General features: G+C 77.1%; 29 protein-coding genes and 1 tRNA gene. 22 read left to right on the top strand and 8 right to left on the bottom strand.

Annotation, left to right across the window (positions count from 1 at the left end):
- Positions 1-15: 15 nt before the first annotated feature.
- Both wrbA and ACI8AB_RS20630 read right to left on the bottom strand, forming a co-directional pair.
- Positions 16-618, bottom strand: a complete 603-nt coding sequence (wrbA, locus tag ACI8AB_RS20625; protein ID WP_387988273.1) for an NAD(P)H:quinone oxidoreductase — start codon at positions 616-618, stop codon at positions 16-18.
- Between the two features lie 118 nt (positions 619-736).
- Positions 737-1,216, bottom strand: a complete 480-nt coding sequence (locus ACI8AB_RS20630; RefSeq protein ID WP_387988274.1) for a GtrA family protein — start codon at positions 1,214-1,216, stop codon at positions 737-739.
- 183 nt (positions 1,217-1,399) lie between these two features.
- On the opposite strand from ACI8AB_RS20630, the gene ACI8AB_RS20635 reads away from it, so the two are divergent.
- From ACI8AB_RS20635 to ACI8AB_RS20650, 4 genes are all read left to right on the top strand, one after another.
- Entirely contained in the window at positions 1,400-1,825 is a 426-nt protein-coding gene (locus ACI8AB_RS20635; protein ID WP_456951657.1) for a VanZ family protein, read from the top strand.
- Positions 1,826-1,835: 10 nt separating this feature from the next.
- Complete coding sequence (locus ACI8AB_RS20640; protein WP_387988276.1) at positions 1,836-2,717, top strand: Rieske 2Fe-2S domain-containing protein; 882 nt, start codon at positions 1,836-1,838, stop codon at positions 2,715-2,717.
- Positions 2,718-2,739: 22 nt separating this feature from the next.
- Complete coding sequence (locus ACI8AB_RS20645; RefSeq protein WP_456951658.1) at positions 2,740-3,597, top strand: hypothetical protein; 858 nt, start codon at positions 2,740-2,742, stop codon at positions 3,595-3,597.
- 178 nt (positions 3,598-3,775) lie between these two features.
- The gene (locus ACI8AB_RS20650) at positions 3,776-3,907 is read left to right on the top strand and encodes a hypothetical protein (protein WP_387988278.1); all 132 of its coding nucleotides are present in this window, start codon (positions 3,776-3,778) and stop codon (positions 3,905-3,907) included.
- A gap of 493 nt (positions 3,908-4,400) precedes the next feature.
- Here the strand turns inward: ACI8AB_RS20650 and ACI8AB_RS20655 are convergent, their stop codons facing one another.
- Together ACI8AB_RS20655 and gvpJ are read right to left on the bottom strand one after the other, a co-directional pair.
- Positions 4,401-4,754 (bottom strand): phage holin family protein, encoded by a 354-nt coding sequence (locus tag ACI8AB_RS20655; protein ID WP_387988279.1) that lies wholly within the window; start codon positions 4,752-4,754, stop codon positions 4,401-4,403.
- Between the two features lie 76 nt (positions 4,755-4,830).
- Positions 4,831-5,199 (bottom strand): gas vesicle protein GvpJ, encoded by a 369-nt coding sequence (gene gvpJ / locus ACI8AB_RS20660; RefSeq protein ID WP_456951659.1) that lies wholly within the window; start codon positions 5,197-5,199, stop codon positions 4,831-4,833.
- Positions 5,200-5,659: 460 nt separating this feature from the next.
- Here gvpJ and ACI8AB_RS20665 point away from each other — a divergent pair.
- The 3 genes from ACI8AB_RS20665 to ACI8AB_RS20675 all read left to right on the top strand — a co-directional run bounded on the left by ACI8AB_RS20665 (position 5,660) and on the right by ACI8AB_RS20675 (position 6,854).
- A tRNA-Lys gene (locus ACI8AB_RS20665) sits at positions 5,660-5,732 on the top strand.
- Positions 5,733-5,817: 85 nt separating this feature from the next.
- Positions 5,818-6,444 (top strand): dihydrofolate reductase family protein, encoded by a 627-nt coding sequence (locus tag ACI8AB_RS20670; RefSeq protein ID WP_456951660.1) that lies wholly within the window; start codon positions 5,818-5,820, stop codon positions 6,442-6,444.
- Positions 6,441-6,854 carry a VOC family protein gene (locus tag ACI8AB_RS20675; RefSeq protein WP_456951661.1) on the top strand — a complete coding sequence of 138 codons (414 nt, stop codon included), beginning with the start codon at positions 6,441-6,443 and terminating at the stop codon, positions 6,852-6,854. Before ACI8AB_RS20670 ends, ACI8AB_RS20675 begins: the two co-directional genes overlap by 4 nt.
- A 173-nt stretch (positions 6,855-7,027) precedes the next feature.
- Here ACI8AB_RS20675 and ACI8AB_RS20680 read toward each other — a convergent pair whose 3' ends face one another.
- On the bottom strand, positions 7,028-8,092 hold the full coding sequence (locus ACI8AB_RS20680; RefSeq protein ID WP_456951662.1) for a DUF2332 domain-containing protein: 1,065 nt from the start codon (positions 8,090-8,092) through the stop codon (positions 7,028-7,030).
- A 267-nt stretch (positions 8,093-8,359) separates the two neighbouring features.
- Between ACI8AB_RS20680 and ACI8AB_RS20685 the strand changes: the two genes are divergently transcribed.
- From ACI8AB_RS20685 to ACI8AB_RS20735, 11 genes are all read left to right on the top strand, one after another.
- Positions 8,360-11,776, top strand: coding sequence for an ATP-binding protein (locus ACI8AB_RS20685; RefSeq protein WP_456951663.1), 3,417 nt, complete (start codon positions 8,360-8,362; stop codon positions 11,774-11,776).
- Positions 11,776-12,288: a hypothetical protein gene (locus tag ACI8AB_RS20690; protein WP_456951664.1), complete on the top strand. Its 513-nt coding sequence runs from the start codon at positions 11,776-11,778 to the stop codon at positions 12,286-12,288. Before ACI8AB_RS20685 ends, ACI8AB_RS20690 begins: the two co-directional genes overlap by 1 nt.
- Positions 12,285-13,481, top strand: a complete 1,197-nt coding sequence (locus ACI8AB_RS20695; protein WP_456951665.1) for a hypothetical protein — start codon at positions 12,285-12,287, stop codon at positions 13,479-13,481. The genes ACI8AB_RS20690 and ACI8AB_RS20695 overlap by 4 nt, the downstream gene beginning before the upstream one ends.
- 10 nt (positions 13,482-13,491) lie before the next feature.
- Positions 13,492-14,613, top strand: coding sequence for a hypothetical protein (locus ACI8AB_RS20700; RefSeq protein ID WP_456951666.1), 1,122 nt, complete (start codon positions 13,492-13,494; stop codon positions 14,611-14,613).
- A 63-nt stretch (positions 14,614-14,676) separates the two neighbouring features.
- Complete coding sequence (locus ACI8AB_RS20705) at positions 14,677-15,108, top strand: heavy metal-responsive transcriptional regulator (protein WP_456951667.1); 432 nt, start codon at positions 14,677-14,679, stop codon at positions 15,106-15,108.
- Positions 15,109-15,281: 173 nt separating this feature from the next.
- On the top strand, positions 15,282-15,776 hold the full coding sequence (locus ACI8AB_RS20710) for a DUF2975 domain-containing protein (RefSeq protein WP_456951668.1): 495 nt from the start codon (positions 15,282-15,284) through the stop codon (positions 15,774-15,776).
- Positions 15,776-16,021 (top strand): helix-turn-helix domain-containing protein, encoded by a 246-nt coding sequence (locus ACI8AB_RS20715; RefSeq protein WP_387988290.1) that lies wholly within the window; start codon positions 15,776-15,778, stop codon positions 16,019-16,021. Before ACI8AB_RS20710 ends, ACI8AB_RS20715 begins: the two co-directional genes overlap by 1 nt.
- Positions 16,018-16,965, top strand: coding sequence for an ABC transporter ATP-binding protein (locus ACI8AB_RS20720; RefSeq protein WP_456951669.1), 948 nt, complete (start codon positions 16,018-16,020; stop codon positions 16,963-16,965). The genes ACI8AB_RS20715 and ACI8AB_RS20720 overlap by 4 nt, the downstream gene beginning before the upstream one ends.
- Complete coding sequence (locus ACI8AB_RS20725; protein WP_456951670.1) at positions 16,962-17,744, top strand: hypothetical protein; 783 nt, start codon at positions 16,962-16,964, stop codon at positions 17,742-17,744. Before ACI8AB_RS20720 ends, ACI8AB_RS20725 begins: the two co-directional genes overlap by 4 nt.
- Complete coding sequence (locus ACI8AB_RS20730) at positions 17,741-18,877, top strand: FAD-dependent oxidoreductase (RefSeq protein ID WP_456951671.1); 1,137 nt, start codon at positions 17,741-17,743, stop codon at positions 18,875-18,877. The genes ACI8AB_RS20725 and ACI8AB_RS20730 overlap by 4 nt, the downstream gene beginning before the upstream one ends.
- A 72-nt stretch (positions 18,878-18,949) precedes the next feature.
- Complete coding sequence (locus tag ACI8AB_RS20735) at positions 18,950-20,416, top strand: serine/threonine protein kinase (RefSeq protein WP_456951672.1); 1,467 nt, start codon at positions 18,950-18,952, stop codon at positions 20,414-20,416.
- A 10-nt stretch (positions 20,417-20,426) separates the two neighbouring features.
- Here ACI8AB_RS20735 and ACI8AB_RS20740 read toward each other — a convergent pair whose 3' ends face one another.
- Together ACI8AB_RS20740 and ACI8AB_RS20745 are read right to left on the bottom strand one after the other, a co-directional pair.
- Positions 20,427-20,927, bottom strand: a complete 501-nt coding sequence (locus ACI8AB_RS20740) for a VOC family protein (protein WP_387988295.1) — start codon at positions 20,925-20,927, stop codon at positions 20,427-20,429.
- 7 nt (positions 20,928-20,934) lie between these two features.
- Positions 20,935-21,303, bottom strand: a complete 369-nt coding sequence (locus ACI8AB_RS20745; protein ID WP_456951673.1) for a GNAT family N-acetyltransferase — start codon at positions 21,301-21,303, stop codon at positions 20,935-20,937.
- A gap of 385 nt (positions 21,304-21,688) precedes the next feature.
- Between ACI8AB_RS20745 and ACI8AB_RS20750 the strand changes: the two genes are divergently transcribed.
- From ACI8AB_RS20750 to ACI8AB_RS20765, 4 genes are all read left to right on the top strand, one after another.
- Positions 21,689-22,300 (top strand): hypothetical protein, encoded by a 612-nt coding sequence (locus ACI8AB_RS20750; protein WP_456951674.1) that lies wholly within the window; start codon positions 21,689-21,691, stop codon positions 22,298-22,300.
- Between the two features lie 618 nt (positions 22,301-22,918).
- A complete protein-coding gene (locus tag ACI8AB_RS20755; protein WP_456951675.1) occupies positions 22,919-23,185 on the top strand; it encodes a hypothetical protein in 267 nt (88 codons plus the stop codon).
- Positions 23,185-24,114, top strand: coding sequence for a hypothetical protein (locus ACI8AB_RS20760; protein ID WP_456951676.1), 930 nt, complete (start codon positions 23,185-23,187; stop codon positions 24,112-24,114). The genes ACI8AB_RS20755 and ACI8AB_RS20760 overlap by 1 nt, the downstream gene beginning before the upstream one ends.
- A gap of 194 nt (positions 24,115-24,308) precedes the next feature.
- Positions 24,309-25,700 (top strand): neutral zinc metallopeptidase, encoded by a 1,392-nt coding sequence (locus tag ACI8AB_RS20765; protein ID WP_456951677.1) that lies wholly within the window; start codon positions 24,309-24,311, stop codon positions 25,698-25,700.
- A gap of 9 nt (positions 25,701-25,709) precedes the next feature.
- Here ACI8AB_RS20765 and ACI8AB_RS20770 read toward each other — a convergent pair.
- The coding region (locus tag ACI8AB_RS20770) for an alpha/beta fold hydrolase (protein ID WP_456951678.1) at positions 25,710-26,099 on the bottom strand (390 nt) is incomplete at its 5' end.

The following is a 26,099-nucleotide window of genomic DNA, read 5'->3' on the forward strand; positions in this document are numbered from 1 at the left end:
GTGTGTCCGTGCAGGTCAGGCCACCAGCTTCGCGGTCACCTCGGCCAGCCGGCGGCCCTGGTAGCGGGCCGCGGCGATCTCGGCGTCGGAGGCGGTGGCCGACTTGCCGCCCGAGGCGTTCGAGACGCCGTAGGGGTTGCCGCCGGCCTCGAACAGCAGCGGGTCGGTGTAGCCGGGCGGCACGATGACCGCGCCGAAGTGCGAGAAGACGTTGAAGAACGTGAGGATCGTCGACTCGTTGCCGCCGTGGACGTTCTGCGCGCTGGTGAACGCGGTGGCGCCCTTGTCGGCGAGCTTGCCGGTGAACCACAGGCCGCCGAGCTGGTCGATGAACTGCTTCATCTGCGAGGCGGGCGTGCCGAAGCGGGTGGGGCTGCCCAGCGCGTAGCCGTCGGCCCACTCCAGGTCGGCCGGCGTGGCCTCCTGGACCTCGCTCGCGGTGGCGTCGACGTGCGCCCGCCACAGCGGGTTGCTGTCGATGGCCTCCTCGGGGGCCAGTTCCGGGACCCGGCGCAGGCGCACCTCGGCGCCGGCCTCCTCGGCACCCTCGGCCAGGGCGGCGGCCAGCTGGTGCACGTTCCCGGTGGACGAGTAGTAGATGACGGCGATCTTCGCCACGGTTCCCTCGGCTCTCGTGTCGCGTACGCGGTCTCGTGGTTGCGTGTTCAACCACTACCGGGCTGTGTGCTCGCGACACGCACGCGCCAAACACGCGGCGGGCGACCGGGCCGGGGGATCAGGCGGGCTGCGGGCGGAAGACCCAGCGCAGGGCGAGGAAGCGCAGCGTCCCGATGGTCGCGGTGACCAGGGCGATGACCGCCAGCTCCGCGACGACGGGGGGCTCGGGGACCGTGGCGTTGAACCAGCTCAGCGCCAGGCTGGTGGCCACCATGCCGGCGATCGCCAGCGCGCCGCCCTCCCACTGCGCGGCGAACCAGCCGACCCGCTCGCCGGCGCGGAAGGTCAGCCGCCGGTGCATCTCGTTGGCGAGCATCGACGACAGCGCCGAGCCGACGACGTTCGCCTGCACGCCGCCCAGGTCGCGCAGCAGCCAGAACAGCAGCGCGTAGACGGCGCTGGAGAACCCGCCGACCATCACGAACCGCGCGAACTGGCCCAGCGCCCGGTCGGAGCGCACCAGGGTGTTCAGGCTCGCGGCCAGGTCGGCGACGACGTCGACGACCGCGGGGCGGTGCAGCAGCGACGGGCAGGTCACGGGCGCACCTCCTCGCTGCTCACGGCGTCGTCGGGGATCACTGTCCAGGATCCTCCTGACACTTACCTGGGGGCGAGCGAGTTACTCCGCGCGGGTCGCTGTGTCGGGTGTGCGTCCCCTCACTCCGGGTAATCGCAGCTCGCTCCCAGGGGCCTGCCAGGGACGTGCGTCACGGTCGGGGCCATGAGGTCGCTGCTGTCCGCCGCCCTCGCCGTGGCGCTGACCGTCGTCGCCGCGCTCACGCTGCTGCCCACCGGCGACGCGGGCTGGGCCTGGGGCTCGCCCGCCGTCGAGGCGCACTGGTACCTCGCCGGCCTGGACTCGCCCGCCACCGTGCGGCAGCTGCTGGGCAACCTGCTGCTGCTGACGCCGGTCGCCGCGGTGGCCGTCCTCCGCTTCCCGGTCCTGCGCCGGCCGGCCGTCCTCGCGGGCGCGGCCGTCGCGACGGGCGCGGCGATCGAGGTGCAGCAGTGGCTGCTGCCGCTCGGCCGCGTCGTCTCGCCGCTGGACGCGCTGCTCAACGCGACCGGTGCGGTCGCCGCGGGACTCCTCGTGACCGCGCTGGTCAGCCCCCTGGCCGGTGGCGTCAGGGTGACCCGGCGGGGGTAGGGACCCGCGCATGAGCCTGATGGGGATCCTCGACCGCCTCGCCGACGTGAGCACCTTCGACCGGACCATCGAGTCGGCCCGCAAGGCGGTCCAGGCGGTCCTGCGGCCGGGAGTGCTCAAGGACGCGCTGCACGGCACCTGGCTCGGCCACCCGCTGCACCCCGTGCTCGTGCAGGTCCCCGTCGGGAGCTGGACCTCGGCCGGCCTGCTCGACGCCGTCCCACCGCTGCGGCCGGCGGCCACCGTGCTGATCGCCACCGGGGTCGTGGTCTCGGTGCCCGCGGCGATGTCCGGTGCGGCCGACTGGTCGGAGCAGGAGGTCGGCGTCCGCCGGCTGGGCGCGCTGCACGCCGTCTCCAACGTGGCCGCGCTGAGCCTCTACGTCGGCTCCCTGGTCGCCCGGGCCAGGGGCCGCGGCACGCTCGGCCGGGTGCTCGCCTACGCCGGGCTGGGCATCGCCACCGGGTCCGCGGCGATCGGCGGGCACATGTCCTACGCCCAGTCCTCGGGCGCCTCGCACGCGGCGACGGCGGCCCGCGCGCTGACCTCGGACTGGATCGACCTCGGCCCGCTCGACGACCTGCCGGAGGGCCGGCCCGCGCTGCGCACCGCGGGCGGCAGCGGGGTCGCCGCGCCGCTGGCCGCCGTCCGCCGGGGCGCGCGGGTCGACGTCTTCGTGGGCGCCTGCTCGCACCTGGCCGGGCCGCTGTACGAGGGCACCGTCGAGGAGGTGCGCGGGCACACCTGCCTGGTCTGCCCGTGGCACGACTCGGCGTTCGACCTGGAGAACGGGGAGCCGCGGCGCGGGCCGGCGGCGAACCCCCAGGAGAAGCTCGAGGTGCGGATGGAGGCCGGCCGGGTGATGGCGCGGCTGCCCTCCCGCCACCAGTAGCCCGCCGCCCTACGCTCGCCGCGTGCGGCGGACGGCGGCGGGGCTCGTCGTGCTGCTGTGCGCCGCGTGCGGCTCCGCCGGGCCGTCGGCCGCCGAGCCGGCCCCGCCGGTGCCGCCGTCGTCCACGCCCGCTCCCGGTCCGGCCGTGCCGCCGGTGGCCGGGATCGAGGCCGAGGCGGTGGAGCTGCGCACCGACGCGGCGGTCGGCGGCCAGGTGCAGGTGCGGGTCACCGACACCGGCACCGAGCCGTTCACCGTCACCGCCGTCGCGATCGACTCGCCCGGCTTCGCGCCGCTGCCGGACCGGGCGCTCACCGCCGCCTACGCGCCCGGCCGCACCATCGACCTGCCCACGCCCTACGGCGAGGTGGTGTGCGACCGGGCCGCCGAGCCCGCCGCGGCGCGGCTGACCGTCGTCCGGCCCGACGGGCGCACCGAGAACCTGCGCGTGCCGCTGGCCGCCGAGACGCTCGGCCGCATCCACGAGGAGCGCTGTGCCGTCCGCGCCGTCCTCGCCGTCGCGGGGGTGACCGTCACGGGGCTCGCGTCGGACGGCGACGCCGTCACCGGGTCGCTCGTGCTGACCCGGTCCGGCGACGACGACCGCCCGGTGACCGTGACCCGCCTGGAGGGCAACGTGCTCTACGACGTCGCCGCGGACGACCTGCCGCGGACCCTGGGGGCGGGGGACCCGACGCTGGAGGTCCCGGTCGAGTTCGCGATGGCGCGCTGCGACCCGCACGCGCTGGCGGAGGTCAAGCAGCCCCACCTGTTCCTGCTCGGGCTGCAGGTGGGGGACGACGACGAGGTGCCGGCGGACCTGCCGCTGGACCAGGCGCAGCGGGACGTCCTCTCCGGACTGGTCGCCACCGCCTGCTGACGGGCCGGAGAAGGGACCGGCCCGGCTGTCCCGGGGGGAACGGGACGGCCGGGCCGGAGCGGTCGCGCGCGGTCGTGACCGGCGCGCTGGGATGACCGTAGGTAGTGGCCCCCGGTGCCACGATCCCCCGATCGGGTGCACGCCCCCGACCGGGTGGCGCTCCCGTGGTGACGCACGGTTGCCGACGGCGCACGGTGGGCACCTCGACCGGGTGTTCCTCTTCTTCTCCAACCGCCTGGGCTGCCTGGGATCCCTGCTCGTGTCGGCGGTGCTGACCCTGGTCGTGCTGCTGGTGCTCGACGTGCTGTGACCGACGCCGGGGTCCTCGGGGTACTGGCGGCCGCTGCGGAGGCGGACCGGGCCCGACTCCGGGCCGCCGTCGCGGCGGTGGGGGAGGCCGGCGGAGTCCTCGTGGAGTGGCGTGGGAGCGGCCGGGTGGTGACCCCCGGCCGGTGACGGGCCGTGCACCGGGGGACAGCGCCCCGCTGCGCAGCGCCGTGGGACCGGGCGGGACCGGCGTGTCCGGGACGGGTGGTCCGGGCGGCAGCCACAGGATCGGCGCCCTCGGAACCCCAGGCGTGCACGGACGTGCGCCGACGAGATCGGAGGGCACCGATGCAGGACCAGACTCCCCGACGAGCCCAACCCGACCAGCGGCGCCGCCCCGGCCTGCGCGAGATCCCCGCCGTCCGGAGAGGTGAGGAGGACGAGCGCAGGGCCCCGGCACGGGCCGCGCGCGCCGACGCCTGAGCCGTGACGACGCGGCGCGCCGGTCGGACCCGCCGGTCGCGCCGCGTCCCCGGTCAGGTCCCGGGGCGAGGGGCAGCGCCCGGAGACGCCCAGGGCATCCGCGCGCGGCCGGCGCGCGCCAGGGCGGAGGCGCCCGCGCCGAGCGCCGCGGTGACCAGCGCCGCCGACACCGTCGGCGGCAGCCGGCGGTCCAGCAGCCGGATCAGCAGCGCCGTCGCGCCACCGGCCGCCATCGAGCCGAGCACGGCCGAGCCGCCGAGCAGGCGCACCCCCTCCCGCGAGTCGCGGTACGGGCGCGTGACCTCGTCCCGCACCCGCTCGACCTCGCGGTGCACCGCCGCGCCGATCTCCTCGGTCAGCGGCTGCAGCAGGTCACGGCCGGGAAGTCCCGGGATCTGCGACGTCATGGCACCCTCCCCGGTCCCGACGGTCGCGGTGCCTGCATTGTCGGCCCGGCCGGGCCCGCCGTGGGGCGGGAGCGTCCTACCGCTCGCGCTCCTCGTTCCCGCGGCCGGTGATCTTCTCGACGAAGTTCTCGATCTTCTCCGCGGGACCGCTCAGCTTCTTCTTCACGACCATCTTGGCGCCGCCCTCGAGGGTGTCCTCGAAGAGCCCGGGCAGGCCCCTGGGCTCGCTGTCGGGGTACAGGTCGAGCCGGTCCACCGCCTCCGCGAACCGCAGGTAGGTGTCCACGCTGGCGATGACGACCCGCGCGTCGACGGTCACCAGCTCGATGCCCAGCAGCGCCACGCGCGCGTACGCGTCGAGCACGATGCCCTTGTCCAGCACCACGTCGAGGACGTCGGCCAGGCCGCTGGGCCGGGGCGCGCGGTTGACGGTCGACACGGTCATGAGCTCCCCCAGGTCTGCGGTTGCCTCCCACGATGGACCGCCGCCCGCCGGTCCGCAGAGGATGTCGCCCCGGTCGCGCCGAGTGTCGTCGGACGGTCGCGCTCGGTCACGGGATCGCGGACCGGCGGGGCGGGCCGCCGGCGGCCGGCCCCGGCGCTCCCGGCCGGGGCACCATGCGGGTGCCGCACCCGCCCGCGGCCCCGCGCGGGCGGCAGCGGACGGAAGAGGGTGCCGCCATGCCGCAGGGAACCCGACGCCGGGCCCAGCCACCCCAGCGACGTCTGAGCTCGACGCGGCAGGCGCCGCCGAGGGCGTCGAAGCCGCAGGCGACGGCGGACACCGGCCGGAAGCAGTCCTTCGGCAGCCAGCTGTGGAAGGGCTTCCTGGAAGGCCTGCGGAGCCGACGCTGACCTCCAGGGGCCGGTGACCGCCCGCTCCGTCTGGGAGACTCGGCGGCGCCGGGCCTCTAGCTCAACTGGCAGAGCAGCGGACTTTTAATCCGCGGGTTGTGGGTTCGATCCCCACGGGGCCCACCGTGCCGACCGGGCCGGCTGCGCGACGCGGCGGCGTGGGGCGGGATCCCCGATGAGTTCTGCGCCCGTCGTGCGTCAGGACCACATGAGCACCGGGACCCAGGCGATCCGGCTGGACATGACCGTGTCCCTCGACGGGCTCGTCGTCGGGCCGGAGGACGGTCCCGAGGAGCCGATGGGCCTCGGCGAGTTCCGTCTGTTCACCTGGCTGGACCACCGCCTCGACCCGGGTCCGAACGGTCGGGTGGTCGCCGAGGCGACCGCGACCCGGGCCGTCATCTCGGGCCGCCGCACCTACGAGCACGCGAACCGCTGGAACGGCGACCACCGCGACGGCGTCCCGGTCGTCGTGCTCACCCGCCACGTGCCGGAGGAGCCGCCGCCGGGCAGCGTGCAGTACGCGACCGACGTCCGTGCCTGCGCCGCGCGGGCCCGTGCCGCCGCCGGCGACGCCGACGTTCTGGTGCTGGGCGCCGGGGCCGCCCAGGCGCTGCTCCGGGCCGGCGAGCTCGACGAGATGGAACTGCACGTCGTCCCCGTCCTCCTCGGACGGGGACGACGGCTGTTCGACCACCTGCCCGCCGAGCGGACCGAGCTCGAGCTGGTCCGTGAGCCGAACGCCGCGGACACCGACCCCGAGCACCGGGTCCTGCACCTGCGCTACCGCGTACGGCGGCCGCCGGCCGGTCACGACGCGGGAGCGGGACGGTGAGGACCCTGCACGTCGGCCTGCGGGTCGCCGATCCCGAGCGGGCGGTCGCCTTCTACACGGCCGTGGGCTACGAGGTGGTCGGACGGGTCCCGGAGACGCCGATCGGCCGGCTGACGATGCTCAAGCTGCCGGGCGACGACGTCGTCAGCGTCGAGCTGGTCTTCGATCCCCGCGAGACCGGGAGGGCCCGGGGCACCGGCCTCAGCCACCTCGTCGTCTCGGTGGAGTCGATGGACGCCACGGTCGCCGACCTCAGGGCGAAGGGCATCGAGGTCGCGGACCCCGGGTCGCCCGACGGCTCCGCGGACTTCCGGACCACCGTGATCACGGACCCCGACGGCAACCGGATCGAGCTGGTCCAGTGGCCCCCCGGCCACCCCGACGGTCTGACCGCGGCCGACTGGTCGTGACCGCCCAGGTGTCGTGCACCTCCCGGCGGCCGGCAGGTCCCCACGGTCCCGGCCTGCTGCGGTCCTCCGCCGACGCCGGTCCGGAGCCCGTGTCCGAGCTGCGGCTGCCGACGGACGCGTCCGGGCACCCCAGGTGGTGCTCACCGCCCGGCGACCGGGCTGACCGCGCGGGGTCAGGAGCCCGCCAGCCAGGCCAGGGTCCGGCCCCGCGACCAGCACCGGCCGACGGCCTCGACGTGCACGGTCGGGCCGTCGAACACCGCCACGCCCAGGACGCTGTGGCCCGAGGCGCGGCGGTCGCCGAAGGTCGGGACGGCGGGCGCGACGCCGACCCCCTCCGCGGACACCCACGCCACCGTCCGGTCGGCCGCCGCCTCGCCGAGGCGCTGCAGGAAGCGCAGCCGGGCATCGAGGGGGAGGCGCGACAGCGCCCACGTCGTCGTGACGACGGGCAGCGCGTCCGCGGGCACCCGGGCGAGGGCGTCGGGCAGCGCCTCGACGGCGTCGCCGCGCAGCAGCAGGGGAGGAGCCGTCGCCGCCAGCGCGATCTCCGCCTCGAGCAGCGCTGTCCGATCCGGCCGGTCCGGTGGCAGGCAGGCGCGCAGCCACCGGGCGTCGTCGGGGTCGGTCACGTCCACCGGGTCGCGGTCGACGCCGATCCGGGCGACGACCGCGGGCACCGCCCGCGCCGGGACGGGCCGGTCCCCCACGACGCGGCACGCCGTCCGCAGCGGGGACGACGGGTCGCCCAGCGTCCGCCCGTCGCCGTAGGCGATCGCGACGCGGTCGACGGACAGGTCGAACCCGGCGCCGCAGTCCACGTCGACGAGCCCGACCGCGGCCGCGCCCGCCCGGTGCGCCGCCTCGGCGACCAGCGGGTACAGCACGGCGCCGTGTCCGGTCTCGTCGGCGCGCACCGGCCGGCGTGCGGCGACTGCCGCGACCGCGTCGGTCATCCGCAGCAGCGTGTCGACCGCCGCGCCGGCGGCGGCGTCGGCGTCCCCGGCGGCGTGGGCCGCGGCGAGCGCGGGGGCGCGCCCGGCGAGGGCGAGGTCGTGCAGCGCGGCGAGGACGACGGCGGGGCTCCGCCTGCGCGCCGGCAGGGTCGCGACGGCGCCCAGCGCCTCGTCGGACCCGCTCAGCGCGAGGGCGACCCGCTCGTACAGCGGCGACGTCCCGGCGGCGTCGACCTCGGCGAAGCGCCGGTACGCCTGGGCGAGCGTGCGGGCCCCGGCCACGGTCAGGCGCCTCCCGCGGTCGTCCCCGGCACCCGGCGACCCTAGCCACCCGGACCACGCCCTCGCCTCCTGCGGCGGGACCCACCGGGCGGAAGGCACCCCTTGGCGGGAGATCCGGTTCCTCAAGTCGGTCCTCCGTTCGGCCGATGCCCCCGGTGCGCGGCACGAGGCCGCGCGAGCGAGGCATCGGACGGACTACTCGTGACGACCCAGACAGCCGCCCCGGCGGTGGACCAGCCCGCGCGGGCGGGGCACGGAGACGGCCGCGTGGCGGACGCGGACCGGCCCGAGGACGTGGCGCTGCAGGCGGAGGCGGAGGCCGCCGCCGGAGCGCTGACGGCGGACGGCGCCAAGGAGCTCCTGCGCGCCCTCGACCGGATGACCAGGCAGGCCGAGCCGGGCGACTGCCGGGCTGCCGCCCAGCGCGTGGTCGACGCGGCCCGCTCCGCGGGCGTCGGGGGCCGCGGCATCCTGGTGCTGCAGGCCAACCTGCTCGCCCGCCTCGGGGACGCCGAGGGCGCGGCCGACCTGGTCGTCACCGCGCACGCCGAGCACCCCGACGGCTTCAAGGACACCCACCCGGTCCTGGCGTGGAAGCTCCTCCGCCGGCACGGTTCCCGGGCCGCGGCCGCCTACGTGGACCGGCTGCAGGCCGCCGGTGTCCCGATGGCGCACCAGCTCGACCCCTCGGCCCTCCTCGAGAGCCTGCAGGAGGCGCGCACCGCCACCGACCTCGACGCCGCCGTCGACGGCCTCGAGCGGGCGGGCGGCTTCCCCGACGTCGTCGCGGCGGGCCGCGCCCTCGGCATCCTGCGCACCGCCCACGGACGACGACCCGAGCACGTGCTGCGCCTGGTGGACCTGGCGATCGCGTCCTCGGCCGTGACGCCGCGGGTCGTCAACGACGCGCTGATCGTGCTCTCCGAGCTCGGGGCCGCGGACGAGAGCCGCACCGTGCTGGCGAGGGCGGAGGCGGCGGGAGTGCCGCTGGTCGCCGACCACCGGCTGCTGTTCGTCACCGCGCTCGCCAACGCCATGCGCTTCGACGACGCGCTCGCGGCCTACCAGGCGTACCTCGACGACGGCTTCCCCGCCAACGCCCGTGCCCGCCGGGTGCACGTGGCCGCCCTGGCGCTGACCGACCGGACGGCCGAGCTCTCCGCCGCGCTTCTCGACTGGGCCCGCGCGGTCCGCGCCGGGGAGGTCACCGACCCACCGGCCAACGTGCTCGCCACTGCGCTGACCGCACTCGCCCGCGACGACATCACGCTCCTGCTCGAGGTGTTCCGGGGCGGCGCGGGGGCGTTCACCTTCAACGGCACCCACCGCCGGATCCTCGCTGGCCACGCGCAGCGGACCCTGTCCGTGCCGACGTACGCGGAGGCGCTCGCCGCCGCGGCCGACGCCGGGGTGCCACCGACCGCGCACGAGCTGGACGCGCTGGTGGAGATGGCCGTCGGCGGCGATCCGGAGGAGGTCGTCGAGGCGCTGCGGCAGGTGGTGCGGGCCGCCGGGGACGCGCTGCCCCGGCTCGCCCTCCCGCTGGTCCGGGCCCACATCGCCACCGGGGACCTCGTCGCCGCGGAGGCCACGGCGGGGGAGTGCCCCGCGCCCGCGATCGTCGAGGCGCTGGTCGCCGCCCACCTGGACGCCGGGGACCTGGACGGTGCCCTCCGTGGCTGCGAGCTGTTCGAGCACGGTGCCGGGACCGAACCCGCGGAGACGGCGCACCCACGGATGCCGTACCCGCCGGCCCTCGTGACCCGCGTCGTCCGAGGGCTGGCCGTCCGGCGCGGCACGGATGCCGCCGAGCGGTGGCTGCGGCGCCACTCCCCGGCCACCTGGCCGGTGGAGGCGTGGGAGGCGCTGGCCCGGGCCCACCGGCGCGACAAGGGCAACTCCCGGGCCATCGAGCAGCTCATGGGGGAGATGCGGGAGGCCGGCGGCGGCTGCAGCGGCGGCGTCTGGGCCGAGTGGCTGTACGCCGTCCCACGGCACAAGCGCGCCGCGCGGCTGGTGTACGCGCGGGCCGCCATGCGCGCCGACAAGGTCGTCCCCACGCCGTCCTTCCACACCGCTGCGATCGTCGGGGCGCTGCAGCCGGACAAGGTGCCGGCCGACCGGGTCGGGACGGACGCGGAGGCCGCGGCCTGGGAGAACGCGCAGCGGGCCGTGGGCGCCGGCGAGCGGCTGCTGGTCAAGGCGGTCGAGAGCCTGACCCCGCGAGCCGGGGCGCGCGCGGCGCAGGACGGCTGGTTCACCGCGGCGCAGCTGCTGGAGATCGCCCGGGCGTACCCGCTGGCCCGGCGGCCCTACGCCCAGCTCGACAGCGTGGTCGAGGTGCGCGTGGCGGCCGAGACCGAGCCCGACGAGCAGTTCGCGGCGTTCCTCGGCGCGGTCGCCGCGGCCCACGCCCGTGCCCTCCTGCCGGAGGGGGTCAAGCGGCTGCGCACCGCGGCCGTCAAGCGCGGCCTCGGCCGGCCCCCGGAGCTGACGGCCGCGCTGTTCGACGCGCTGGCCGGCCGGCCCGAGTCCGTGCCGGAGGTCGCGGCCGCCGAGGCCGCCCGCGGCGCGCTCGCGGCCCCGGTCGTCGCCGAGGCGGCCGGGCGGGCGCTGGCCGCGACCGGCTCGGTCGAGGCCGTGCTGGGGGTCCTCGACGGCACGGACGACGCCGCGCTGGACGAGGAGCCCGCGGAGGCGCTGCTCAGCGCCGCCACCCTCGCGCTCGCGGAGGCCGGCCAGTCCGAGTCGGCGCAGGAGCTGGGCCGGGCGGCGGAGAGCCGCGGCCTGTCGCTGTCCCCCGCCGCGCAGGCGAGCCTGCTCACCACGCAGCGCCCGGAGGCGCCGGCCGCGGCCGAGCAGGGGCCGGTGTGGACGACGGCGCAGCTCGCCGCCTACAACTCCCTGCTCGAGCACGAGCTGGCCAACCACCTGCGCGGTAGCCGGGCCAGCACGGAGCTCCTGCGGGCGGTCACGCGGAACCTGCGCCGGCGACTGCCCGACGAGGTCGCCACGGACTTCGAGCGGGACCTCGCCGCGCTCGACGACGTCGTGGCCTCCCTGCGGCGGTCGCAGAACCTGCAGCAGCGGAGCATCGCGAAGATCGCAGCCGCCGCCGACCTCGAGCGGCGTTCCGCAGGCGCCGTCCCGGTGCTCGCGACCGTGGAGTCGGTGGTCGAGCAGCTGGAGTCCGAGGCCGTCGCCGCGCACACCGAGGTCCGGCTGCTGGACCGCGAGGGGTGTGGCGGCATGGCCGTGCGCGGCCACGCGACGCTGCTGCAGTTCGCGCTGCACAACCTCGTGTCCAACGCGATCAAGGCCCACACCCGCCGCAAGGGCGACGAGCGACGCGTCGTCGAGATCCTCGCGACCTTCGGCGAGTCCACCCGCGAGGACCTCGCCGTGGCCCCGTACGGGTGGGTGGTGCTCTCGGTGCGGGACCACGGGGACGGCGTCCCCGAGGACCTGCCCGACAACGTGGCCAACTGGTCCATCCCCGGGCAGCCCGGCCAGGGCGCCGGGATCGGGCTCCGGGTCACCGAGAACATGGTCCGCCAGTCCGGCGGCCAGCTGTGGATCGACACGTCCGTCGCCGAGGGGAGCCGTTTCTGCTTCCGCCTGCCCTCCGCGGCGCGCCGCAACGCCAGAGCCGCCCACCGCGGCGCCCGAGTGGAGGAGATGTGATGAGCGCAGGCCTGCCCGTCGTCGTCGTCGACGACAAGCACGAGCTGCTGGACCCCTTGCGGCAGCTGCTGGAGTACGAGGGCTGGACGGTGGACACGTACGACGACATCGATGCGGCCGCGCGGGCGCTCCTCGAGCGCACGGAGCCCTTCGTGCTCGTCGTCGACCACGACTTCGACCGGCCGGACGGCCGCACCGGGTTCGACCTGACGGAGCTGCTCCGCTCGGCGCACCCCTGGGGGCCGGCACTGCCGATCTGTTACTACAGCGGCCGGATCGACGGAGGTGACTTCCTGGCGGCCCAGCGCGGGCGGCAGCTCGTCTCGCCCAGCTCGTACACCCACAAGAACGACGACGTGGACATCGTCGACGTCGTGCGGCAGGCCGAGCACGCCTTCCTGGACTTCCGCGACCTGTTCGAGCAGCAGGCGCTGCGCCGGGCGCTGCTCGGCGCCGACGAGGACCTCGAGGCCGGCGCCGACGACGACGTGCTGGTCGGGGAGGAGCGGTGACCGCCGCGCTGCTCACCTCGTCACCCTCCAGCCGCAAGGCCGTCGTCGACACCTGCGCGGTGCTGGAGGGCCGGCGCTGGCACGGGCACTTCCGCGAACGGGTCGCCGCGTGGCTGGGCGAGGACGGCACCGTCGTCCTGCCGGGGCGGGTGGTCGCCGAGATGGCACGCGTGGCCGCCACCCGGTTCCTGCAGGGGGACGAGTCGGCGTACAAGACGCAGCAGCGGGCCGCACTGGCGCTGACCGACCCCGGTCAGCTGTTCGGGATCCCGCGCGCCCGCCGGGCGATGCTCACCCGCGCCGACGTCGTCCGGCTCTGCCAGGACAGCGGCGACCCGGAGCTGATGCAGGCCGCCGCCGGGTCGACGCGGTGCGTGCCAGGGGACGCCGACTTCGAGATCGCGCACGTCGTCCGGGTCCTGACCGCCGCCGCGCACGAGGCCGTCCTCGTGACCCGCGACCACGACCTGCAGCAGGCCGCCGGCCGGCTCGGGCTCGCGCTGCTCGACGGCCCACCGGAGCAGCCGCGGCCCCACGAGCCCACCGACCGGGTCGGGCGGGACCTGCCCGACCCGGCGGCCGGGCGCACCGTCCACCTCCTGTCCCTGCAGGGCGCCGTCACGCTGCTCCAGGGCCGGCTGCCGCGGGCGGGCGCTCCCGACGACGTCCTCGTCGTGCTGTCGTCCACCCTGGTCCGCGCCGCGCAGCTGGCCGCCTTCGGCGTCCGCCGGGGCGAGGACGGCAAGCCCGACGCGGCCGAGCTCGCGGAGGTGCAGGAGCGGCTGCGGCGGCTGCTGACCACGGGCCGCCTCGACGGCGGTCAGCGCCGCGCCTTCGTCTGGGCGACCCCCTGGCGGGTCTACCGGCGGGCGGCCACGCGCGTCACCGAGGCCCGCTTCGCCTGCGACCGCTCCGGCAGCCGGCCGCTGGACATGCACACGCTCCTGCTGCTGGCCGCGGCCGAGGAGCTGGGGGACGGCGGCCACGAGGTGCGCGTGCTGACCAGCAGCTGGGACCCCGCGGAGGAGGACCACCTGCTCGCCGCGGCCCGGGCCTGGCGTCTCGAGGGCGGGCTGAAGCGCATGCCGGTCGCGGGGCACCACCGGCGCGGCACCCGCGAGGTCACCGAGGTGCACCTGCCCGGGGACGAGCCCGACCTGGGCGCCCTGCTCGACCGGTTCCGCCGCCGCTGACGGGAGCGACATGGGGACGTACGACACCGTGCACCACGGGGACCGCTACGAGCAGGTCAAGCTGTGGGGCAAGGGCCTGCGGTACCTGCACGTCGGCGACCGGGTCGGCCTCCCGCGCGGCGGGCTGGGCCCCACGGGCACCTACACCGTCGCGATGCACACGGGCGGCCACGTGCACGTCGTGGACGGCGTCCTCGCCGGCTGGGAGGAGGAGCCCGGCGCGGGACCGCTGCTGACGACCGGCGGCGGCCGGTTCGACCCGGCCGACTGGCCCGGTGGCCCCTTCGGCCCCTGGTACCGGGACGCCGACGCGCCCCCCGACCGGCGCGTCTTCACCGGCCTCGACCGGGACTGCCCGCGGCACGGTGAGCCACCGCTGCGGCTCGCCCGCGACGACGACCCGGACCTCCGGCGCGAGCGTGCCCTCGCCGCCGCGCGGGCCGACGTCGCCGCGCGGCTGGCCGCGGGCCTCGACGAGGCCGGGCGCGTCGAGGCGGCCCGCGGGTACCTCGCCGACCGGCGGGGCTGGGTGCAGGTGGCGGTCGAGGGCGCGGCCGGGTTCCTCGGGATCGCCGAGGACCCGGTCCGGGCGGGGGACCGGCTGGTCGCGTTGCTGTCGACCGCCGCGCCCGGCGCGCCGGAGTGGCGGAACGCCGCCTCGCTGCTGGAGGACACCGCCGCCGTGCTGGCCGCCCCCGCGGTGGCCGGCGCCCTGCGCCTGCTGGCCGCGGCGCTGCCCCGGGACGAGGTGCGGGAGACCGACCGGGAGGCGGAGTCCCTGGACGCCGTCGCGCACCCGGCGATCCGCCGCCGGCGCCGCAGCGTCGCCCGGGGCGACGACTGGGCCCACCGGCTGGGCCGCTACGACGACCTCCACTTCCGCGCGGCCGCCGAGGCGGCGGTGGCCCGGCACGGGGCGGCCGTCCTGCCGGCGGTCCCGCTGCCGTTCTGGGGGCGGGACATCGTGGTCGACGAGGTCGCCGCGCCCCTCCTGGTCCCCGTCCTCGGCCGGGACCTCACGCCCGAGGAGCGGAGCGTCCTGACCTGGGCGCTGCTCGGTGTGCCCGGGTCCCTCGAGACGCTCGACGCGGGGACCCTGGCGGCGGCTCTGCGCCGCACCCTCGCCGGCTGAGGACTCCTCCGCCGGGCGCCGGGCTTGACCCTGGACCCGGGTCACAGGCCTAGCGTCGGCCGCATGACAGCGACAGCCGTCCGCGGGCTCCGCGTCGCCGAGCTGGCGTCCGCGGCGGGGGTCCCGACGGACACCGTCCGCTACTACGAGCGCGTCGGCCTGCTGCCGGAGCCGGAGCGGACCGCGGCGGGCTACCGCAGCTACGACGCCGGCGCCGTCGACCGGCTGCACTTCATCCGCGGCGCCCAGCGCCTGGGCCTGCGGCTGTCCGACATCCGCGCCCTGCTGGCCGTGCGCGACACCGGGACGTGTCCCTGCGAGCCGGCCGAGCAGCTGCTGCGCCGTCGGCTGGACGAGGTCGACGCCGAGATCGCCCGCCTCGTGGCCCTGCGCACGGAGATGCGGGCGATGGCCGACGCCCTGCCCTCGGCGCAGTGCCCGCCGCCCAGCCCCGGCACCTGGTGCCCGTCCGCGAGGGGAGGTGACGAACCGTGAGCGACCCGATCGAGGACGACTGCTGCGACGAGACGTGCGACTGCTGCTGACGGCGCGCGCCTGACGCGAGAGCGGCCGGGCCCGGGACCGGTGCGCTCTCCACAGCCGACCGACCTCTCGTCCGTCGACAACTGTCTATCGACATTCGATGGATCATGCGCGAGAGTCGATGCATGTCACGCATGCACCGGGTGGTCGTGCCCCTGCGGGTCCTGCTCGTCGTCGTGTTCGCCGCGCTGGCCGCCGCCCAGCTCCGGGCCGTGCCGGAGCTCGTGCCGGACGTCGCCGACCCGTCTCTGGAGCAGACGGTCGTGGGTTGGGTCATGTGGACGGTCCTGGTCCTCGCGCTCGCGTGCGTCCAGGTCGTCATCGTCTGCACCTGGCAGCTGCTGACGCTGGTCACGGCCGACCGCATCTTCAGCGCGAGCTCCCAGCCGTGGGTGGACGCGATCGTCGGCGCGATGGCCGCCGGGTGGCTGATGCTCCTCGGCGCCTTCGTCTGCTCCTACTACTTCGTCGTCGACGAGGTGAGCGACGACCCCGTGCTCCCCGCGCTGCTGGTCGTGCTGCTGCTGGTCGGCGCCGTGGTCGGGCTGCTCGTGGTCGTCATGCGGGCGCTGCTGCGGCAGGCCACCGTCCTGCGCACCGACATGGAAGCGGTCATCTGATGCCCATCGTCGTGCGTCTCGACGTCGAGCTGGCCCGGCGGAAGATGAGCGTGGGCGAGTTCGCCGAGCGGGTGGGGCTCACCCCGGCGAACGTCGCGGTGCTCAAGAACGGGCGGGCCAAGGCGATCCGCTTCAGCACCCTCGAGGCCGTGTGCCGGGTGCTCGACTGCCAGCCCGGGGACATCCTGGAGTGGGTGCCCGACGGGCAGGAGGCCCCGCAGCCGGCGCACGAGGCCTCGCGGTGATCGAGGTCCGCGGCCTGACCAAGCGCTACGGCGACGTCCTCGCCGTCGACGACCTGAGCTTCGACGTCGTGCCCGGGACCGTGACCGGCTTCCTCGGCCCCAACGGGGCGGGCAAGTCGACGACGATGCGGATGGTCCTCGGCCTGGACCGCCCGACCGCGGGGACGGCGCTGGTCGGCGGACGGCGGTTCGCGGAGCTGACCGAGCCGCTCCGCGAGGTCGGCGCCCTGCTCGACCCCGGCGCCGTCCACCCCGGCCGCACCGGGCGCGACCACCTGCGCGTGGCGGCCCGGACCAACGGCATCCCGGCCCGCCGCGTCGACGAGGTGCTCGGGCAGGTCGGCCTGGAGCGCGCCGCGCGCCGCCGCATCCGCGCGTACTCGCTCGGCATGCGCCAGCGGCTGGGCATCGCGGCCGCGCTGCTCGGCGACCCCCGCGTGCTGCTGTTCGACGAGCCGGTCAACGGGCTGGACCTCGACGGCGTCCGCTGGATCCGCGGGCTGCTGCGCGGGCTCGCCGACGAGGGCCGCACCGTGCTGGTCTCCAGCCACCTGCTCGGCGAGGTGCAGGCGATCGCCGACCGGCTGGTCGTCATCGGCCGCGGCCGCCTCGTCGCCGACGTCACCACCGACGAGCTCCTGCGCGGGCCGGGGCGGCCCCGGGTCCGGGTCCGCAGCCCGCAGCCGGAGGCGCTGACGGCGCTGCTCCGGCGGCACGGCCTCTCCGCCGAGCCGGCCGGGGGAGCGGAGCTGCAGGTCGAGGGCGGCACCGCCGCGCAGGTGGGCGACCTCGCCGCGGTCGCCGCCATCCCGCTGCACCACCTGTCCGAGACGGCCGCCTCGCTGGAGGAGGCCTACCTCGCGCTCACCGGCCTCGCGCTCACCGGCGAGGCCGTCGAGCACCCCGGCCGGCCGGTCGCGGCGACGCCGGAGGGGGCCAGGTGACCGCGCCGTCGGTCCCCGGGGTGGGCACCGGGCGCCTGCTCGCCCGCACCGCCGCCGCCGAGTGGACCCGGCTGTGGACCGTCCGCGCCACCTGGTGGTGCCTGGCGGCCGCCGCCGTGACCACGGCCGGCATCGACGCCGTCGCCGGCGCGGAGGCGGCCGCGGACCCGCCGTCGGGGAGCGGCGCCTGGGCGGCGGTGGCCGTGCCGGTGCTGCCCGCGCAGTTCGCGCTGCTCACGCTGGTCCTCCTCGCGGTCACGTCCGACCACGCCACCGGCGGGATCGTCCCGACCCTGCAGTGGACGCCGCGCCGCGGGGTCCTCCTGGCGGCCCGCACCCTCGTGCCGGTCGCCGTCGCCACCGTCCTCGGGGTGGCGATCGCGCTGGCCGGCGCCATGGCCGCGTTCGCCGCGCCGCACCCGGAGATCACCCTGTCCTGGGACGACGGCCCGGGCGTGCTCGCCGACGTCGCCCTCGTGCTCGCCGCCGGCACCGCCCTCGCCGCCGGGCTCGGCTTCCTGCTGCGCAGCACGGCCGGCGCCCTCGTCGCCGCCTTCCTCCTGCTCCTGGTGCTGCCGCTGCTGCTCCCGGCGGTCGGCGCCGGCTGGTCGGCGGCGGTCGCCGAGGTGCTGCCCGGGTCGGGGGCGGCGTTCCTCCTGCTCGGCGGGGAGGTGCCGGGGATGACGCGGGCGTCGTCGGTCGCCGTGCTGCTCGCCTGGGCCGCCGGTGCGCTGCTGCTCGGCCTCCTGCGCCTCGTCCGCGCCGACGCCGACCGGTGAGCGCCCGCGACACCGCCGACGTGCTCGTCGTCGGCGCCGGGCTGGCCGGCCTGCACACCGCCACGCTGCTCGCCCGCCGCGGCCACGACGTGCTGCTGGCCGACCGGCGGCGGCGCCTGGACGGCGCGATCCGCACCACAGGCATCTTCGTCCGCAAGACGCTCGACGACTTCGCGCTGCCGCCGGACTGCCTCGGCCCGCCGATCCGGCGGGTGGTGCTGTACCCGCCGGACCGGCGCCGGCCGGTGGTCCTGGACAGCGACCGCGACGAGTACCGCGTGGGCGACATGGGGGCGCTCTACCCGGCCGCCGCCCGCGAGGCGGCCGACGCCGGCGTGCGGCTCGCGCTGGGGACCCGCTACGCCGGGCGCGCGGACGGCGGGTCCCTGCTGGCCGGCCCGGACGGGGTCGCGCGCGTGCGGGCGCGGTTCGTCGTCGGCGCGGACGGCGCCCGGTCCGCCGTCGCCCGCGACCTCGGCCTGGACCGCAACACGCACCTGCTGGTCGGCGCCGAGGAGGTGTTCCCGGTCGCGGACGGCGGGGGACCGCCGACGTTCCACTGCGTGCTCGACCCCTCGCTCGCCCCCGGCTACCTGGCCTGGGTGGTCGACGACGGCCGGCACGCCCACGTCGGCGTCGCCGGGTACGCCGCCCGCTTCCCGGACGGCGTGCGCGCGGCGCTGCGGCGGTTCGCGACGGGGGCGCCGGGCCTACCCGCGGGCCGGCCGGGCGAGGTGGAGCGGCGCGGCGGGCCGATCCCGGTCGGCGGCCTGCTGCGCCGGATCGGCTGCGCGGACGGGCTGCTCGTGGGCGACGCCGCGGGCGCGGTCTCCCCGCTCACCGCCGGCGGCCTCGACCCGTGCCTGCGGCTGTCCCGGCACGCCGCCGACGTCCTCGACGACGCGCTGCGGACCGGCCGGGCCGACGCGCTGCGGCACTACGACGGCGCCGCGCTGCGCGCCGCGTTCCGCGGCCGGCTGCTGCTGCGCCGGGGGCTCGCGGCGGTGCGCACCCCGGCGATGGCGGCGGCCGCCTTCCCGGTGCTGCGCACGGCGCCCGGGCGCGCCGCGGCACGCCGGGTGCTCTTCGGGGACCGCTCCTTCCCCGACCCCGCGCGACGTACCGTCTCCTGAGGCCGGTCGTCCCCGCCGCGGCGTCCGGCGGCCGGGGGACCGGCCACCGGACGACGAGGGGGAAGAGGACCGATGCGCCCGACGGGCGACCTGCTGGGCGGCCGCTACCGGCTGGACTCCGTCCTCGCCAGCGGCGGCATGGGACGGGTCTGGCGGGGGCACGACGCGCTGCTCGACCGGCCGGTGGCGGTGAAGGTCCTGCGCAGCGAGTACACCGGCGACCCGTCCTTCCTGCAGCGCTTCCGTGCGGAGGCGCGGCACGCGGCGCAGCTGTCCGACCCGCACATCGCCGCGGTGCACGACTACGGCGAGACGGTCAGCCCGGACGGCGAGCCGCTGGCCTACCTCGTGATGGAGCTGGTGGCCGGGGAGCCGCTGTCGGCGGTGCTCGCCCGCGCCGGCCGGCTGGACGCGACGGAGACGCTGCGCATCGTGCGGCAGGCCGCCGCGGGGCTGGCCACGGCGCACGCCGCCGGCGTCGTCCACCGGGACGTCAAGCCGGGCAACGTGCTCGTCGTGCCGGACGGCGGGGTCAAGATCACCGACTTCGGGATCGCCCGGTCGGCGTCGAGCGTCCACATGACCCAGACCGGGCAGGTGATGGGGACCGCCCAGTACATCTCCCCGGAGCAGGTGCAGGGCGCCAAGGCCTCGCCCGCCAGCGACGTCTACGGCCTCGGCGTCGTCGCCCACCAGTGCCTCACGGGACGGGTGCCCTTCGACGCCGAGAGCCCGGTGCAGGTGCTCCTCATGCACGTCCAGCAGCAGCCGCCGCCGCTGCCGGCCGACGTGCCGGCGGACGTCCGCGCGCTGGTCGAGCGGGCGATGGCCAAGGACCCGGCAGCCCGCTTCCCCGACGGCGCCGCCCTGCGCGACGCCGTCGACGCGGTGCTCGCCGGCCGGCCGGCCCCGGGCGCGTCGTCGGCCACGCTCGTCCTCCCCGTCGCGGCCCCGCAGCAGACGACCGTCCTCCCGGCCGACGCGACGGCGCCCTCCGACGTCCCCGGGGAGGGGCCGCGGCGCCGCCGGCTGCTCGCCGGTGCGCTCGCGCTGCTCGTCCTCGCCGTCGTCGGGGTGGCGGTCGTCCTCGGCACCCGCGGGGACCCCTCCCCGTCCGCGGCGCCGTCGTCCTCCCCGTCCGCGGCGCAGCCCGTGACCTCGTCCTCGGCCCCGTCGCCGTCCGCCCCGACCACGACCCAGCCCGCGCCGCCCCCCACGGTCGACGTCGTGGCCGCCGCCCTGGTCGGGCGCCCCTTCCCCGACGTCCAGGCGGAGCTGGTCGCCCTGGGGCTCCAGGTGCAGCCGGGCACGGTCGTCACCGGCGACGTCCCGGAGGGGCAGGTGGTCGCCGTCGACCCCACCGGCCCGGTCGTCGTGGGGTCGACGGTCACCGTCACCTACGCCACGCCGCCCCCGGTGCAGGACGAGGAGGACGAGGGCGGGGACGACGAGGGCAACGGGAACGGCAACGGGAACGGGAACGGGAACGGGAACGGCAACGGCAGGGGCCGCGGGAACGGCAACGGCGGCGACGACTGACGCCCGGGCCTCAGAGCACGGACAGGCCGTACATCTCCCCGAGCGGGTCGGCGATCAGCTCGATGCGGGCGCCGTCGGGGTCGCGGAAGTAGACCGAGACGCCGCTGTGCACCTCGTGCGGCACCCCGGCGTCGGTGAGCCGCCGCACCAGCTCGTGCCAGCGCTCGGGCTCGACGCTGATGGCCATGTGGTGCAGCCCGCCGAGCACCTCGGCGTAGGGGCCGACGTCCAGGCCGGGGAAGTCGAAGAACGCGAGCAGGTTGCCGTTGCCGATGTCGAAGAAGAAGTGCGAGGAGCCGGGGTAGTCGCGGTTCTCGACCAGCTCGGTCAGCGGGAAGCCGAGGACCTCCTGGTAGAAGCGCACGGTCCGCTCGACGTCGCTGCTGATCAGCGCGGTGTGGTGCAGGCCGCGGGCGGTCGAGGGCGGGCGCTCGCCGGCCGGCTTCAGGTGCGCGGCGCGGATGCGGTCGCGCTCGGCCTCCAGGGCGCTCAGGTCGCGGGTCTCGGTCATCGGGGTCTCACCTCGGGTCGTCGGGGGTCGGGTGGTCGGCGGCCGGCGCCAGCCCGAACTGTGCCCTGCGGTCGGCGGGGACGAGGTCCAGGTGGTCCGGGTGCCGCCGGATGTAACCCCGGATGAACGGGCAGAACGGCAGGACCCGCGCACCCGCCTCGCGGGCGGCGTCGAGGGCGCCGCGCGCGAGCACGGAGCCGAGCCCGCGGCCCTCGAAGGCCGGGTCGACGACGGTGTGGGTGAACGACAGCGCCGACGCCGTCCGCCGGTACTCGGCGTAGCCGGCGACCGCGCCGTCCACGAGGACCTCGAAGCGGCTGGCCGCCGTGTCGTCGACGACCACCGGTGCGCCGTCGGTCACGGGTCTGTCGGTCACGGGTCTGTCGGTCACGGGTCTCCTCCGTTCGTCCCGGGGATGATCGCGCATCCCGGCCGGGCGCGGTCCCGGTCCGCCTGCGCCACCGCCGGGACGCGCCGGGGGTTGAGCCGAAACGGCGTCGTCGTGCGGTTTCGGCACATCCCCACGCACGCGTGAGCGCGGAACGGTCGACATGTGGGCGGTTGGAGGAGCCGGTCACCGTCCGTGTCGGTGGCCTTCGCAACGATCCGACTACGCCGTGTCACGCGAGCGCCGCACCGGGGCCCGCGCCGCGCGCCGCGCCCCTACGTTTCTGCCACCCGCTCCGCCCTCACCCGGTGGGCGCGGCCGCCGTCGCGCTTCCCCCGCGGCGGCCCCATGGACGGGATGAACGGTGGAACCAGTGGCACTCCGCAGCAGTGAGATCAGGGTCGACGGCCAGGCACGCCTGGGCTGGTGGCTCGTCGTCGACGACGGGCAGGGACGCGACCGCCTCGTCGACGGTCCCTTCCCCGACCGGTCGGAGGCGGCCTGGGCCGCCTCGATGCACGCCGGCGACGCCCGGCCGGTCTACGGCGTCCTGCGGCCCGACGGCGGCCTGCACCGCCGCCCCTCCCCGCAGGAGCTGGCCTGGCTGGGCCACCTCGGCGACCAGCTCGACCGGCTGCCCGCGGACTGGGACGCCGAGCTGACCGACGAGGACCCGCTGGCCACCCTGGTCGTCGAGGTCACCGCCGCACTGGTCGAGGCCGGCCTGCCGCTGTGGGACGCCGCCGGTGACGGCGCCGCGCTCGGCGGGGCCTGCGTCAGCGCCGAGCCCGCCCTCGACGGCGTCGTCGTCGGCTGGCGGCAGCACGACCGGATGAGCGTCGAGCAGGTGCACGGCCTGGTCGCCGACATCTCGGTGCAGGCCGTCATGAACCGCGCGCTCGCCGACGTGCTCTGGCTGCGCGGCCTCGACGTCACGCCGCTCGGCGAGGAGGCCGGCGGACACGTCGTCCGCTACGCCGAGTAAGCGCCGCACGCGCCACACAGCACGCCCTCCCGGGACGCCGTCGACACCGACGGCGTCCCGGTGTCGTTCCCGGGTCCCGCCGTCCGCCGGACCCCGTCGCAGGCTCCGCGCGACCCGGGACGGCGAGGACGGAGGCGGACGCCCCCAGGCCGGGTCCACCGAGGGACCGCACGCGGAGCGGCACCGCGACGGGTCCCTGCGCGCCCGCGGGCACGTCGTCGGCGGGCAGCCCGACGGCTGCGGGGAGTGGTTCCGCCTCGACGGGACGGAGCTGTGCTCCGGGTGGTCCGACCGCGGCCGCCCGACCGGCGAGTGGACCACCTGCGACAGCAGCGGCGCGCCCTGCGAGACGGCCACCCGGGGCTGACCGCGCCCGACACGCCGCCGCCCGGGATCACCGACCGGACGCGGGCGCCGTCCACGCGGGGGGACGCACCGCGAGTCGACAAGACGTCGTCGGTTGCCCACGGTCACCACCCCCGCGGACGGGCGCACACAACGATCACGTGACGCCGCCGCGGGAGCCGTGTCCAGCAGGGGTCCCGCGGGGCGCCCGGGCCCGATGCTCTCGGTGTCCCCGGCACTTCCCCGGCCGGGACGTCGTCCAGGAGGAACACCGTGAGCGCGCCCACCCTGCCGGCACCCCGCCGGACCTCCCCGTCCCCGCTACCGCCCGGGGACGGGCTCGGCATCGCCGACCTGCTCGACCTGCTCGGCCTCGAGTCCGACGCCGGCCGGCCCGCCGACGCCCCCGCCCTCGACGCCCCCGCCCTCCCCGGCCCCGCCGTCCGCGTGCCGGTGGACCCGGTGGCGGTCGTGCGCGGCTGGGTGCGACGGGCGGCCGACTGGGGCGCCGGTCCGCAGCGGTCCTGGTGCGCGTGGTGATGACCGCCGTCCTGCTCTGGCCGGTGGTCGCCGTCCTGGGGTTCCTCGCGACGGCCGGGCTGGTCGTCGCGCTCGGCCGCAGCTCGACGGCCCGCTACGAGTTCGAGCGCAACGCCGCGAGCCGGCGGGAGCCGCCGGCCGGCCCGCCCGCGCCGGTCGCGGCGGGCGGTGACGACACCGTCCCCGTCCTGCTCAAGGCCCCGGTGCCGGCCCTGCCGACCGGCGGCGGCGAGACCGCCGCGGCCGGCGCCGTCGCGACGGCCACCCCGGCCCGCACCGCCGTGGGGCTGGCGACCCACCCCGCCGGGCGGCGCAGCGCCTCGGCCGGCGCGCCGACGGCGTGGTGGCTGGCCGACGGGACCGGGGACCGGCCCGTCGCGCTCGCCGGGCCGTTCGACGACCGGGTGGAGGCGGACTGGGCGGCCGTGGCCTGCGAGCTCGACGGCGCGGTCCGCACCGTGCACGGCGTGCTCCGCGAGGACGGCACCGTCGCCCGGCGCCCCTCGCCGCAGGACCGGGCGTGGCTGACCGAGCTCGGCACCCAGCTCGACCGGCTGCCCGAGGACTGGGACGAGCTGCTCACCGACGAGGACGCGCTGACCACACTGGTCGTGGAGGTCGCCGCCGCACTGGTCGAGGCCGGCCTGTCGCTGCACGACTGCTCGGCCACCGACCCGGGGACCGCCGCCGCCGGCGGGGTGTGCCTGACGCCGGAGACCACCCACGGCGGGGTCCTGGTGAGCTGGCGCCAGCACGACCGGATGAGCGTGCAGCAGGTCCGCGGTGCCGCGCTGGACACGGCCGTGCAGCGGACCATGAACGCGCTGCTCGCCGACGTGCTCGTGCAGTTCGGCTTCGTCGTCGACCCGTTCGGGCCGGAGGGCTGCTCCCTGGTCACCGCGATCCGCACCCACCCCCTCGGGGACTGACCGGCGGATGGCGGGTCGGGGCCGTGCGGGACCGTGCCGGGCCGGCGCCCGCCCCCGGCCCGCCCCCGACCCGTCGTCGCGGCGGGCGTGCCCGCCCCGCGCAGCGACGGCGCGCCGCGGGCGGTGCCGGCGCCCCGGCCCGGCGCGCGGCGCCGTTGACCGCGGGGTCGCCGCCGGGGAGCCTCGCTGCCACGATGCCCGCCGCCGCCCGCCCGCGCCGCCCGGCCGCCGGCGTCCTGCTGGTGGCGGGGGTGCTGGCGGGCGGCTGCACCTCCGTCGTCCCCGGTACGGCCTCCCCGACGGGGACGGCGACCACCGACGCCACCGACGTCGAGGTGCGGGTGCACCTGGCCGAGGAGGGCGACCCGGCCGACCGGGTGGCCCGCAACGCGGTGGCCGACGTCCTCGCCTGGTGGGAGCGGACCTACCCGGAGGTGTTCGGTGGGCGGTTCGGGCCGATCGAGGGCGGCTTCTGGTCGGTGGACCCCGCCGAGACCGACCCCGCCGCCCTGCCCGACGGCGTCTGCTTCCCCGACGACGTCGACGACCTCGCCGACAACGCGTTCTACTGCGGCGACGACGACGTCGTCGTCTACGACCGGGCCTGGCTGGCCGACCTGGTCGGGGACTACGGGCCGTTCATCGTCGCCGAGATCATGGCGCACGAGATCAGCCACGCCGTCCAGGCGCAGGCCGGTCTCGACGACCCCTCGATCGTCGCGGAGACGCAGGCCGAGTGCTTCGCCGGCGCGTGGACCAAGTGGGTGGTCACCGGGCACTCCGAGCACTTCGCCGTGCGGCCCAAGGAGCTCGACCCGTACCTGCTCGGCTACCTGTACTTCGGTGACGCCGTCGGCACCCCGCCCGACGCCGAGGACGCGCACGGGTCGCTGTTCGACCAGCTGTCGGCCTTCCAGGAGGGCTACGCCGACGGTCCGGGGGCCTGCGCCGCCTTCGACGGGTCCCGCGTGTTCACCCAGGAGGAGGTCCTCCCGCGCCCGGGCGGGCGCGACCGGTCCTACCGCGCGGTGGTCGACGGCGCCGACGACGTGCTGGCCGGGTTCTGGCAGCAGGCCCTGACCCGCGGCTTCCCGGGCACCGGCCCGCTCGGCGGCCCGTTCGCCGCGCCCGAGGTCCGGGCCGCCGACGGCGCGGGCGCGGTGTGCACCGGCGAGGGCGCCGAGCTGGACCTGCAGTTCTGTCCCGGGGACGGCTCGGTCCGCTACGACGCCGCCGGCCTGCTCGAGCCGGCCTTCCACGAGGTCGGCGACTTCGCCGTGACGACGCTGCTCGGCCTGCCCTACGCGCTGGCCGTCCGCGAGCAGCGCGGGCTGTCGGTGGACGACCCGGAGGCGGTGACCAGCGCGGTGTGCGCCACCGGCTGGCTGGCCCGCGAGGCCCACCTCGGCGCGCTCGACGGCGCGCCGCTGGACCTCTCGCCCGGCGACGTCGACGAGGCGGCGGTGGTGCTGCTGCGGTACGCCACCGAGCCGACCGTCGTCCCGGAGTCGGGCCTGTCCGGCTTCGAGCTGGTCGACTCCTTCCGGCAGGGCTTCGTCGAGGGCGGCGACGCCTGCGGGCTCTAGGCGCCTGCTCTAGTCGGTGTCGAGGAAGTCCTCGACCACCGGCGCGAGCTCGTCGGCCTCGGTGACCAGCGCCAGGTGCCCGCCGCGGTACACGTGCAGCCGGGCGTCGGGGATCAGCCGCGCCATGATCCGGGCGTTGACCAGCGGGACGATCGGGTCGTCGTCACCGGCCACCACCAGCGTCGGCTGCCGCACCAGGGAGAGGAACGGCAGGCTGCTCCAGCCCGAGCTCGCGGCCAGCTGGTAGTAGTAGCCGCGCCGCGGGCCGGTGCGCTCGTGCGCGTGCAGCGCCCGGGCGGCCCGCTCGGGGGCGGGGGGGCCCGCCCCCCCGCAGCTGGTCGGCGCGCTCCGCCGCGCCCACCCGCCGTCGCGGTGCCGCCCGCGCGCGCGCATGTGCGA

The sequence above is a fragment of the Geodermatophilus sp. SYSU D00698 genome (assembly GCF_054050335.1).